At 60.9% G+C, this 11,413-nt stretch carries 12 protein-coding genes and 1 tRNA gene; 5 read left to right on the plus strand and 8 right to left on the minus strand.

Annotated features, from left to right (window positions below; translation table 11 throughout):
• Positions 1-96: 96 nt before the first annotated feature.
• Complete coding sequence (locus ACPYOP_RS04215) at positions 97-1,389, minus strand: alpha/beta hydrolase (RefSeq protein WP_481409315.1); 1,293 nt, start codon at positions 1,387-1,389, stop codon at positions 97-99.
• Between the two features lie 328 nt (positions 1,390-1,717).
• Between ACPYOP_RS04215 and ACPYOP_RS04220 the strand changes: the two genes are divergently transcribed.
• Positions 1,718-1,906 carry a hypothetical protein gene (locus ACPYOP_RS04220; protein ID WP_481409143.1) on the plus strand — a complete coding sequence of 63 codons (189 nt, stop codon included), beginning with the start codon at positions 1,718-1,720 and terminating at the stop codon, positions 1,904-1,906.
• 45 nt (positions 1,907-1,951) lie between these two features.
• Here ACPYOP_RS04220 and ACPYOP_RS04225 read toward each other — a convergent pair whose 3' ends face one another.
• The 3 genes from ACPYOP_RS04225 to ACPYOP_RS04235 form a co-directional block, all read right to left on the minus strand.
• A complete protein-coding gene (locus ACPYOP_RS04225; protein WP_481409144.1) occupies positions 1,952-2,833 on the minus strand; it encodes an aldo/keto reductase in 882 nt (293 codons plus the stop codon).
• A gap of 223 nt (positions 2,834-3,056) precedes the next feature.
• Positions 3,057-3,710 (minus strand): TetR family transcriptional regulator, encoded by a 654-nt coding sequence (locus ACPYOP_RS04230; RefSeq protein ID WP_481409145.1) that lies wholly within the window; start codon positions 3,708-3,710, stop codon positions 3,057-3,059.
• 12 nt (positions 3,711-3,722) lie between these two features.
• A complete protein-coding gene (locus ACPYOP_RS04235; protein ID WP_481409146.1) occupies positions 3,723-4,421 on the minus strand; it encodes a class I SAM-dependent methyltransferase in 699 nt (232 codons plus the stop codon).
• A gap of 225 nt (positions 4,422-4,646) precedes the next feature.
• On the opposite strand from ACPYOP_RS04235, the gene ACPYOP_RS04240 reads away from it, so the two are divergent.
• Positions 4,647-5,573, plus strand: a complete 927-nt coding sequence (locus tag ACPYOP_RS04240; protein ID WP_481409147.1) for an oxidoreductase — start codon at positions 4,647-4,649, stop codon at positions 5,571-5,573.
• A 48-nt stretch (positions 5,574-5,621) separates the two neighbouring features.
• On the opposite strand, the gene ACPYOP_RS04245 is transcribed toward ACPYOP_RS04240, so the two are convergent.
• Positions 5,622-6,125 carry a BA14K family protein gene (locus tag ACPYOP_RS04245; protein ID WP_481409148.1) on the minus strand — a complete coding sequence of 168 codons (504 nt, stop codon included), beginning with the start codon at positions 6,123-6,125 and terminating at the stop codon, positions 5,622-5,624.
• A gap of 117 nt (positions 6,126-6,242) precedes the next feature.
• Here ACPYOP_RS04245 and ACPYOP_RS04250 point away from each other — a divergent pair, with 117 nt between their 5' ends.
• Both ACPYOP_RS04250 and ACPYOP_RS04255 read left to right on the plus strand, forming a co-directional pair.
• Positions 6,243-6,692, plus strand: coding sequence for a MarR family winged helix-turn-helix transcriptional regulator (locus ACPYOP_RS04250; protein ID WP_481409149.1), 450 nt, complete (start codon positions 6,243-6,245; stop codon positions 6,690-6,692).
• Positions 6,689-8,245 carry an MDR family MFS transporter gene (locus ACPYOP_RS04255; RefSeq protein ID WP_481409150.1) on the plus strand — a complete coding sequence of 519 codons (1,557 nt, stop codon included), beginning with the start codon at positions 6,689-6,691 and terminating at the stop codon, positions 8,243-8,245. Before ACPYOP_RS04250 ends, ACPYOP_RS04255 begins: the two co-directional genes overlap by 4 nt.
• A 361-nt stretch (positions 8,246-8,606) precedes the next feature.
• Here ACPYOP_RS04255 and ACPYOP_RS04260 read toward each other — a convergent pair whose 3' ends face one another.
• Positions 8,607-9,047, minus strand: a complete 441-nt coding sequence (locus ACPYOP_RS04260; RefSeq protein WP_481409151.1) for an SgcJ/EcaC family oxidoreductase — start codon at positions 9,045-9,047, stop codon at positions 8,607-8,609.
• Between the two features lie 61 nt (positions 9,048-9,108).
• On the opposite strand from ACPYOP_RS04260, the gene ACPYOP_RS04265 reads away from it, so the two are divergent.
• Complete coding sequence (locus tag ACPYOP_RS04265; protein WP_481409152.1) at positions 9,109-9,549, plus strand: MarR family winged helix-turn-helix transcriptional regulator; 441 nt, start codon at positions 9,109-9,111, stop codon at positions 9,547-9,549.
• Positions 9,550-9,706: 157 nt separating this feature from the next.
• Here ACPYOP_RS04265 and ACPYOP_RS04270 read toward each other — a convergent pair.
• Together ACPYOP_RS04270 and ACPYOP_RS04275 are read right to left on the minus strand one after the other, a co-directional pair.
• Positions 9,707-9,783, minus strand: a tRNA-Arg gene (locus ACPYOP_RS04270).
• Positions 9,784-9,908: 125 nt separating this feature from the next.
• The gene (locus ACPYOP_RS04275; RefSeq protein WP_481409316.1) at positions 9,909-11,399 is read right to left on the minus strand and encodes an ATP-binding protein; all 1,491 of its coding nucleotides are present in this window, start codon (positions 11,397-11,399) and stop codon (positions 9,909-9,911) included.
• Positions 11,400-11,413 lie beyond the last annotated feature (14 nt).

Here is an 11,413-nt window from a genome sequence, read left to right on the forward strand (position 1 = left end):
GCAATTCTCTGATATATCAGATCGAGCTAGGTGGCTATGCCGTTTTCAGGCGGGACGAAGGATCGCGACGCGCCCTGTGATCGGGTGATGACAGCGCTATTGTTTCAATGCTTCCCCGACATTGCTGCCGGTCGCCTCGACGCTATCGCCCAGCGAGCCGACGGTGTTGCCGGCGGAAGCACCGACACGGCGCCATTGTTCGCCATAGTTCCGACGGGTGCGCGGATCGAAGATGGCAATCGGGGCGCTGACAGCCGCGCCCGCCACGCTGCCGACCGTTTGCGCGGCCCCCATGGCGACGGCGCCGACCGCGTCACCGATACCGACATCGGAATCGGTGATCGTCTGGCCCTCGATCAGCCGGGCTCCGATCAGCTTTACCACTTCCGGGCTTTCGGCGAACTTGCCGTGGTTCAAGCCATCGCCGGTCTTGAGCTTGGTGAGATCGAGCACGGTGATGCCCTGCTTCTCCAGCTCGCTGCGATAGGGTTCGGCCGCCGGATCGATCTGGCCCAGGCGATCGATATTGCCGGAAATGCGCCGTGAGAGCGAAAGAGCGCGGTCGTCCCGCGAGACGAACAGCGTGAAATGCGGCTTGTCCTTGCCGAGTGCCGCAAACTGCCGCCCGAAGACGTCGACGTCGAGATCGGGAGAGGCCAGGATGACGTTCTTGATCTTCGGCGCGACGCGGCCATTGCGGATCGCCATTTGCCGCAGCGATTCGACCGCGAGCCAGGTGCCCATCGAATGCGCCATGACGGTGATGTCGCCGACGGCGGGATCGGCGGAGATACGCCGCAGCAGCTCCTCCAGCGAATCGCGGGAATAGTTGGTGCTTTCCTTGTCGTAGGCATAGTCGAAGATGCTGGCGCGCGACGGCCAGGTGAAGACGATCGGCGCGACGTCGGCATGCGAATCGTGAATAATCTGCGCGAAGCGATAGACCGCATCCTCATAGCGGTTGTTGAAGCCATGCACGAAGATCAGCACGCGCTTGTTCTTCGGCAGTTCCGCATGCACCCAGGCGCGTCCCTCCGTTTCGCCCGCCAGCGGCTTGACGCCGATCGTGACGAAATTCTTCAAGGGATTGCCGGGCAAACGGCTCGGCCACTGAACCTGACCGACCTTGCGATTGGCCTCGGGCGGGATGGAGACGCTGACCGCATCCACCTTCAACCCGGGCCCACGTTCGCCGGAGAAAAGAATTGCCGGATCTTGGTCCGGCAGGCGTGTGGTGGCAACGAGGAGATCGACCTTCGATGTGCCCGGCACGTTTTCGGAAACAGGCTGCATGACGCCGATCGGGCGGCCGCAGGCGGCCAGAGACAAGGTGACAACCATGGCCGCGGTTCGGAAAAACGCCCTCCCCCATCGGTGCGAACCCGCCATGCGCTGCATCATGCAACCTTTCCTTACCGTCAGAATGTTGCGCCACTCTACGCATGCATGTCCACGGCGCAAGCTGCTCCACCGGTTCTTTGGCTCATGACGCGATGCTAATTCGCGGCGGCATTGCAAAGGCGCAACGCAATCGTCCAACATCGCCAACTGATAATCGGGCTGAAAATAAAAAAGAGCCCGATGCGGGAGGAGGATGCATCGGGCTCTTGATCCGGATTGGCAACTGGGAGGAGGAGGAGTGTTGCCAATCATTGAAGGAGCGCTGGGAGGAGGAGTGCGCTGCCTTCGAGGAATTAGATATAACGAGAGGGCTGGGATGAACAGATCGGCTTTCGCAATGCAGCAATGCATTACGCGCATTGCTTTCTTCACAGGTGCCGAAAATATCGCATATCGCCGGCATTTTCGGGAGAGTGGCGCCTATTTTGCAGGCGCTATTTACCCAGATCCCGAGATTCACATGATCGTGATCGTCGTTTTTGCATTGGAAACACCCCTCCACTGACATCCAGCCGGTGAGCAGTCTCCCACCGGCCGGGTGACTTTCGGCTCAGGCTGCCTTGAACGCCTTCTTGCCTTCGGCGTCCAGCGCGGCAAATTCCTCGTCGGAAAGGACGATATCGACCGCTGCGGTGTTTTCCTCGAGGTGCTTGACCTTGCCCGTTCCGGGGATCGGCAGCATGACAGGGCTGCGCTTCAGCACCCAGGCAAGCGCGATCTGGCTCGGGGCGGCATTATGCTTCTTCGCGATGGTATCGAGCAGTGAGCCTTCCTTGGCGAGGTCGCCTGCGGCAAGCGGGAACCAGGGGATGAAGCCGATGCCATGCTTTTCGCAATAGTCGAGTACGTCTTCGCTGGTGCGATCGACAAGATTGTAGCGGTTCTGCACCGTGACCACCTTGAAGTGCTTCGATGCTGCCTCGATGTCGGCAACCGAGACTTCGCTCAAGCCGGCATGGCGGATGATACCGTCATTCAACAGCGATTTCACGGCATCGAATTGCTCGGGCGCCGGCACCTTGGGGTCGATGCGATGGAGCTGCCAGAGATCGATGCGGTCGACGCCGAGATTGCGCAGGCTCTTGTGCGCCTGCTGGATCAGATATTCAGGACGGCCCAAAGGCACCCATACGTTCGGACCGGTGCGGGCGAGCCCGCCCTTGGTCGCGACGACGAGATCGTGGCCATAGGGGTGGAGCGCTTCCTTGATCAGGCGTTCGGAGACGTCCGGCCCATAGGAATCGGCCGTATCGATGAAATTGATGCCGAGTTCCGGCAGGCGCCTCAGCGTGCGGACGGCTTCGTTATGATCTTCGGGCTCGCCCCAGATACCGGTACCGGTAATACGCATGGCACCGAAACCGAGGCGATGAACGGGGAGGTCACCACCGATCTTGAACTGACCGGACTTGGCTGCATCGAATGCTGACATGGTTATAGTCCCTTTTGCTGATGTGAAATGTGTTGTGCGTTTCGGCATCCGGGGAGGAGCCGAGATCTGCTGGGCAAATCGAATTTTTCGCGAGGGAGAGAATGGGCGTCGCGACCGATACTACATGGGGCAGCATCGCGGCTTATGCAATGCGCGGGCGGCAAGATGAATCCATAGCCCGCAGCAGCTGAGCCTCACTCGTGATCGGTGCCTTTGGATGAGATTACTTGGGGCGCATGCGGGTCTCCGCCTGCCCGCCAAAATCGGCAAGCGCTGCCCAAAGCTCTTCAAACATATTCTCCGCGAATTCTTCCAGCGAAATAGTCTGCCGAGCCTTGCTCCAACGCTCACTGCCGAGACGCAGCATGGTGACGACGGCTGCCGCGAAGATGTTCAAGCGGAAACGCTCTTCCTCGCCGCCACGCCCGCGGGCATGGAGGGCATCCGCAAGCTTCCTTTCCAGCTTGACGTATTTCAGCTGATCGCGCGCGCGAAGTGCCGGGTTGTTGCTGATCAAGGCCATCAGCGCGAGGCGCTGGGGATCCGCCGTGGCGGCGCGAAGGGCAGCACGGATGGCCGCCTCGACGACCTCGAAAAGGGAGGTATCCGGTGGCTGGGCAGCCACGGCATCGATCAGTTCGCCGGAGAAACTGTCCTGCCAGGCGGTGACTACGTCCTCTTTGCTGGGGAAATAGTCGAAGAAACTGCGCTTGGAAACGTCAGCGGCTTCGGTGATGTCCTCGATGGTGGTGGCATCGAAGCCGCGCTCGAGAAAGAGTTTCAGGGCACTGGATTCGATGCGTTCGCGGGTCTGACGGCGCTTGCGCTCGCGCCGGCCTTCCTTCACCGCGATATCGACATCCGGCTTTTCCGCCATCCACTCCCCCCGCTACGCATTTGCTTCCGGCCGCCCCTTATCGGCACGGCCGGCTTCCGGCATCAACGCACTGATTCCGACGCCCTCTCCGGTGCTACGATATTTGGAACCGTTGATCGAGAGTTCCAGCGGATTTTGCCGCGATATCCTGTAGACGCCGGCGGGCGGAATATTGCGGACCGTGCCGCCGACGCGCGTTGCCTTCAGCCCGAGATCTTCCAGGATTGCCTTCTGTACCGGACAGCGCGGGCCATAGGTGAACTGATAGAAGGCCCCTCCGGGTTTCATCGTTTCGAAGGCACCGCCGACGATGGCCTCGACTTTCGAAGGCGGCATGGACAGCAGCGGCAAACCGCTGACGACGGCACCGAAAGGAGCGCCGTCGAAAAGTCCGCATCGGCCGAGCTGCGCCGCATCCATATGCACCACCCGCGCCTCGGGAAAGCGCCCGCGCAGCCGAACGGCAAATTCCTCGCCGAACTCGATGAGCGTGAGCGCGCTTTCCGGGATACCACGCGCCAGCAACGCGCGTGTGAATACGCCCGTGCCCGGGCCAAGCTCGAGGATCGGGCCATCGAGCGGCTCGATCTCCTGCGTCATCAATCTCGCCAGCCGCTCGCCCGAGGGCGCCACAGCGGCTACGCGCAAGGGATTGCTGACCCAGGAGCGGAAGAACTGCACAAAATCAGCGCATGAAGTCTTTGTCGTCATTCCGCAAATCCAATCTTCGGACACGATATCATATATCGGGGTGATGAGGACGAGCAGCGTGGCAATTCAAAGGCATGCCGCGCCATTAAATCCTCGAAAGCGTTGAGATGCAGGCATGACGGTGAATTTGGCGCCTACATATTTTCATCAATTGCAAACTTGCATTTAGTATAGAAATCACCAGATACAATGGGCAATGGCAATCTCTTTACAGGAGTTTCCGCAATGCCAGACTGGACAGTGAAGGATATCCCGTCTCAGACAGGCCGCATAGCAGTCATCACCGGCGCCAATAGCGGCATAGGCTACGAAGCGGCAAAGGCTCTGGCGGGCGCTGGCGCAAAGGTCATCATCGCCTCGCGCAACGAGACCAAGGCCAATGAAGCGCTCGCCAAGATCCGAGCGACAATACCCGCAGCGGACGTCACGTTCGAACCGCTGGATCTCGCCAGCCTCGATTCCGTCACCCGCACCGCGGGCCGCATCGCCGCCACTGTGCCGCGTATCGATCTGCTCATCAACAATGCCGGCGTCATGGCCATCCCTGACCGGCATGAGACGGAAGACGGTTTCGAGATGCAGATGGGCGCCAATTATATCGGACATTTCGCCTGGACGATGCGGCTATTGCCGAAGATTTTCGCCGCCGACAGTCCGCGCATCGTCACCGTCAGCAGTCTGGCCCATCGCAGCGGCAGGATCAATTTCGACGATCTGCAGTGGCGCAGGCGCTATCGGTCCTGGGCCGCCTATTGCCAATCGAAGCTGGCAACACTGCTGTTCAGCCTGGAGCTCGACCGTGTCGCCCGCGCCGAAGGCTGGAAGCTGAAAAGCATTGCCGCCCATCCCGGCTACGCCGCGACCAGCCTGCAGACCACGGGTCCGCGCATGGGCCGCGACCGGGCCGGCAGCCTCGAAATCATGACAAGATTGCTGGGGCCGCTTCTATCGCATACGGCAGCGGCAGGCGCCCTGCCGACACTCTTTGCCGCCACTTCGCCGGCGGCGGAGGGTGGCGCCATGTATGGCCCCAATGGTTTTTACGAACTCAAGGGACCGCCAGTGCGTGCCAAGATCGCCTCGCACGCCCGCGACCAAGCCATCTGGCGGCGGCTGTGGGACGTTTCGGAGCAATTGACCGCGGCGGCCTGAAAACGACCCCCTCCCCGCTCGGCAGGGAGGGATCGAACGGGTGTCAGATCACGGGCTCACGCACTGGCGGCGCGGGCCATTGGTCGGCTGATAGGTATTATCGGAAGCGCGGTATGTCTTATACCGGCTCGCGCACCAGCGAACATGAACGCTGCCGCGGGGCGGCTGGGCAACGGCTCCGCCGATGATTGCGCCGGCGGTGAAGGCAGCCATCGGATACCACCAACCATTATAGCGCCGGTAGCCTGGGCGGGCATAGTGATAGCCGCGATAACCGTGCCAATAGCCCGGGCGATAATGTGGACGGTAGTGTGGCCGATAGTGTGGTCGGTGATGCCGGCGATAGTGCCGGTTGTGATGGCGATATTGCACTTCGGTTACGCCGGCCGGCTGGCTTTCCGTCTGCTGGATCGCCGGCTGGATCAAGGGCTGGATCGGCGCGGCGGCGGCCGGATCGAAAGAGGTAATGCTGAGCAGAGCACTCAGGGCAGTCACTGTCACGGTTGTCAGGAAACGTTTCACAGCTCTTCTCCTCCTCGCGGGTCGCAACATGGTTGAACGACCCGCACTGATTGAAAATGTTTCATAATATTATCGCTTGCGCAAGTACATCCCGCGCGATAGATCTATAGATAGGAAGCCTACCTATCTATCAGCAAGCGAGGCTCGATGAGCAAAGCCGACCGCCATCACGGGATCGAAGATGCCTATGCGCTCGCCGAAGCGCTGCGGCCTGCCCTCCACCGCCTGCACCGGCAATTGCGGCGCGAGAGCGACGAGGCCGGACCGTCGCCACTGCACGCTCTGCTGCTGGTCGCCATCATCCGCCAACCGGGCATCGGCGTTGCCGAACTGGCGCGGATGGAGAGGCTGCGCGGACCGACGATATCCGGGCACGTGAAGGCCATGGAGCGGGATGGCCTCATCGCGCGCGCGGAGCCCGATCCGACCGATCGGCGCCGCAACGGCCTGATTGCCACGGAGAAGGGGCGGGAATTCATTCGCCGCCTGAAGCAGCGGCGAACCGATTGGCTCGCCTCGGAGCTCGTCAAACTGTCGCCTCAACAACGCGATGCCATCCGCGCCGCAATCGAACCGCTCATGGAGATCGGTCAATGAACGCCGAAAGCATGAATGCCGCTCCCCAACCGGTGCCGTCGACGGCCGATCAGCCCGACCGCCGCGAGATCCGCGCGGTCATACTCGGCCTGATGATCGTTCTCGGCCTCGGCGCCATCGACCAGAGCATCGTCGCGACCGCGCTGCCGCGCATCGTCAGCGATCTCGGCGGGCTGTCGCACCTCTCCTGGGTCGTCAGCGCCTATGTGCTCGCCTCCACCAGCACCATGCCGCTCTACGGCAAGCTCAGCGACCAGTACGGCCGCAAGCCGATGATCTATACGGCGATCCTCATCTTCCTTCTGGGTTCGGTGCTGAGCGGCATGGCGCAGACGCTCATGCAGCTCATCATCTTCCGCGCGATCCAGGGCATCGGTGCCGGCGGATTGCTGCCGCTGGCGCAGGTCATCATCGGCGACCTCGTGCCGCCGGCAAGACGCGGGCGCAATCAGGGTTCGATCGCGGCCGTCTTCGCCGTCTGCAGCGTCATCGGCCCGATCGCGGGCGGCATCATCACCGATCTCCTGTCATGGCATTGGATCTTCTATGTCAACCTGCCGATCGGCGCCGTCGCCCTCGTCATGATCGGCCGCGCACTGAAGCGGCCGCATCAGGCGCGCAGCCGCCGCATCGACTATCTCGGCGCGGCGCTGCTGACCGGCTGCACGACGAGCTTCCTGCTGGTGCTCGCACTCGGCGGCAATGAATGGGCCTGGAACTCGCCCGAGATCTTCGGCCTGTCCGTCGCAGCACTCGTCCTTTTCGTCTTTTTCATCCTTCACATCCGGCGCGAGCCTGAGCCGGTGCTGCCGCCCGATCTCTTCGGCAACCGGCTGTTCGTCGTCGCCTGCCTCGTGCTCGCCCTGACCTTCATGGGCATGCTCGGGGCGAGCCTGTTCTTTCCGCTGTTCTTCCAGATGGTCATGGGGGTCAGCCCATCGCATTCCGGCCTTTTGACCGGCCCGCTGATGATCGGCGTCGTCATCTCGTCGATGGTCAACGGGCGCGTGCTCTTACACCGTTTCGGACGCTACAAGCCGGCACAGCTCTGCGGCCTCAGCCTTGCAACGGCTGCCTTCGCGACGCTCGCCTGGGCGGCGGCCACCAGCCAGGGCTTCTGGATCATCGAACCCACAATCTTTGCGCTGGGCCTCGGTCTTGGCCTCGTCATGCCCACCATGACGATTGCCGTACAGAATGCCCTTCCCCTTGCCCATCGCGGTGTGGGAACGGCGACGCTCGCCTTCTTCCGCTCGCTCGGCGGCCTTATCGGCGTCACCGGCTCCGGCGCGATCCTCGCCTACCGCGTGCAGAATGCCGGCGGCGCGCTGGATGGAGTTCACATATCATCCCTGACAGAAGCCGGCATGAAACAGCTTGCGACCGCCTCCCCCGAGGCTCACGCCGCCGCAATAGCGCTCTATCGTCACGCGATCGCCATGACATTTGCAACGGGAACCGCCATCGTGGCACTGGCGCTGATCGCGCTGCTGTTTCTGCCGGAATTGCCGCTGAAGACGGATCATGGGCAGGGTACGAAGCGGCCTGGCTGATCGCTCTATTTATTTTACAATTCGAACGGAAAATCGCTGCGCACTTTTTCTGGAATTGCTTAGTGGAATCGGCAACTGCAAAATAAAATGACCGATCGACATTCGGCTGGCGTCAAATGTTGGCGCCAGGCAATGCTCCCACTTCAAGAAAGCAAGTCATCCGTTGAGATGTAAAGGAAATGCCGCATCCGTGAGGATAAAGCTGGGAACTGTTCTGTAATTACTTTTTGATTTCGGATGCGATTGCCGGCGGGCGGCTCAACACCGTCGCCCTGGACCGGCTGCCGTGTGTGTTCCTTAGACGCGTGCCGCTTCGCTTAGCACGCAGCCGATTTGGCATATCCCGGCTCTGAAGAGGGCATCAACTCTGCAACTTACGCTGAGCTTCCGCTTTTCCGTCCTCGGGCAGGTCCATGTTGTGCATGACGGCAATTGACCAGACGTCTTCGCGCACGATCACCATGTTGATCAGCCCGTGGCGTTCCGGCCATTCATTCCCTTCCGGATCACGCGCGCCCGTCATGCTCCAGTGAACGTCGAGCGCGATAACATCGGGGCGGATAGGACGCATTTGCGTTTTGGTGACTTTGAGCTGACTATCCTTGAACATCGTCTCGAATATGGGCCTGTGAAACTGCTCGATCGATGATCGGCCCGTTGCCTTCATTCCAAATACGTTAGTGAAATCAGCGTCTTGCGCAAATATCGCAGCGAAGGCGCCAGCATCGTGGCTATTCCATGCGGCGACGAAAGCATCAACGATTTGTTGCGCGGCTTGTCCAACGTCCGGATGCAGTGACATCTCAGCCTCCCTATATTAATATGGAAGCAATACTATATGGCAACCGGAATGAATTGGAAATATGGTAACGCCTTACACGCAATCGCTTTTGCTATATGCCTATCAAGCCTCCGCACACGCGCTCACCCAGACGCTGCACCAGCGCGGCCATCCCGCCATCCGACCGAAGCATGGCGCAATCTTTGCCAATATTGATGAAGAAGGAACCCGAGCCAGCCTGCTTGCCGAGAGGGCGGGCATGGGCAAGGCCGCGATGGGCGAGCTGATCGATGATCTGGAACGCCTTGGCTATGTCGAGCGGGCGCCAGACCCTACGGACAGGCGCGCCAAGCTGGTCACCGCCAGGCCGAAGGCACGGCAGGTGATGCAGATCGTTCACGAGTTTAACGACGGGATCGAACAACAATATCGGGAGCTATTGGGAGAGCAAGCCTATCAGATATTGCGTACCGCCCTGAGGACCATCGCGGCAAAGGACGACATGCAGCCCAGAATGCGTTAAGGCAAAGCAACGGCCAGACATTCTGGTAGGTTACCACATTCGGCGGTGATAGTGTCAGCCCGCGCAACGGCATTGACCTCACAGGCTATCGCGAATGCTTGCTTGGTTCGAAGCTAGGTTAGATAGATGCCAAGCTTGTTCCGGAATGATGGAAAAATGGCGCACCCGAAGAGATTCGAACTCCTGACCCCCAGATTCGTAGTCTGGTGCTCTATCCAGCTGAGCTACGGGTGCGTGGCCGAAACGGAAGAAACCGTTGGCGTGGGCGGTTCTCTAAAGGGTCCCTTGAGGGAATGCAAGTGGATTTGTGAAAAAGATCGCGATTTTCGTGCATATTGGCGTCAAGTAGCTGAAAACAATCATCTTTCTTGAAGGCTTCTGCTGCGATAGTCATCCAGGGATACCGGGCGGTCGGGAATCTCGATGCGGAACTGCGTGCCGGCCACCGGCTTTTCGACGAGCGCAATGGTGCCGCCATGGGCAAGGACGAGTTCACGGGCGATCGCCAGGCCAAGGCCCGTGCCGCCGGAGCGGGCCGAACCGCGGAAAGCGGTGAAGAGGTTTTCGCGCGCCTTCTGCGGCATGCCGGGTCCGGTGTCGTCGACGGTGATGCTGACCACACTGCCGATTCGATGCGCCGATACCGTGATGCGCCGGATGCTGTCCGGGTCCGTCTCTCCGAAAGCGACCAGCGCCTGATGGGCATTGCGGCAGAGATTGTGAATGACGCGGAACAGCTGCTCGCTGTCGGCATCGACCTCCAGATCCGGACTGAGCTGCTCGGCGAATTCTATGCCGCTATCGGGGTCGATCGCGAGGATATCGCGGACTTCGCCGACGAGCTCGAGGAGACGGATCTTGCGCCGGCGCGGCGCGGACTCGGAGGTCTGGCCGTAGGACAACACCTCGGTCGTATAGCCGACGGCGCGGTCGATGGTGCGCAGCAGCTTCGGCGCGAAGCGCTTGACCATCGGGTCATCCACATCGACAAGACGGTCCGACATCAGCTGCGCGGCCGAAAGGATATTGCGCATGTCGTGATTAATCTTCGAAACGGCCAGCCCGAGAGCGGCGAGATTCTTCTGCTGCTTCAAGGTCTTCTGCAGTTGCGACTGCATGGAGGCGAGATGGCGGCCGGCCACGGCAAGCTCGTCGCCTCCCCTATCGGGAACGAGGACGCGGCCCGGATCCTCCGGATCGTCCGAATAAGCCTGCATGCTGTCCGTCAGCCGGCGGATCGGGCGGATCATCATGCGGTTGATCGCAAAGAAGATCAGCGTCGCCGTGAACAACGAGATCAGGATGGAGACGAAGAACACGCTGACCGAATAGGCCAGCATCGCGTTGCGCAGGCGGGTGTCCTTCAGCACCACCTCGATGCCGGTATTTGCATCGCCGCCGACGGGGCCGAAAACACGGATGATGCGGTTACCGCCAAACAGCAGCGTATCGAGCGCATCCTTGATCGCGGTCGGCTGAGAGACGTCGCTGAGATCGTATTTGTCGTCGACGGAGGCCGGCATTTCGGCTGTCGCGAGCAGTCGCGAGGTGCCGTCCTTGCGCAGAACGATGGCCCGCGTGCCGGTGGCCATCAATGTCTCTTTTTGCAGCGCTCGCGGCAGTTCGGCCGGCTGCAGGCCGTCGATGACGATGGCGGCGGCGGCGGCGGTGTTCAGCCGATCCTGCAGCCAGCGCAATCGCATATTGGCGACGGAGGGCACGAAGATGAGCACTTCCGCCAGGGAAATGAAAACAACGGTCAGGATGAGAAGCTTGCCGGAAAGGCCGCCGAAGATGCCCCTGGGCCGGCAAAACTGGGACAAGCCGCCCTTGGCGACCTTGCCGCTCATTGCGGCGTCCTTGC

The sequence above is a fragment of the Rhizobium sp. KNZ2-6A genome, from assembly GCF_056755475.1.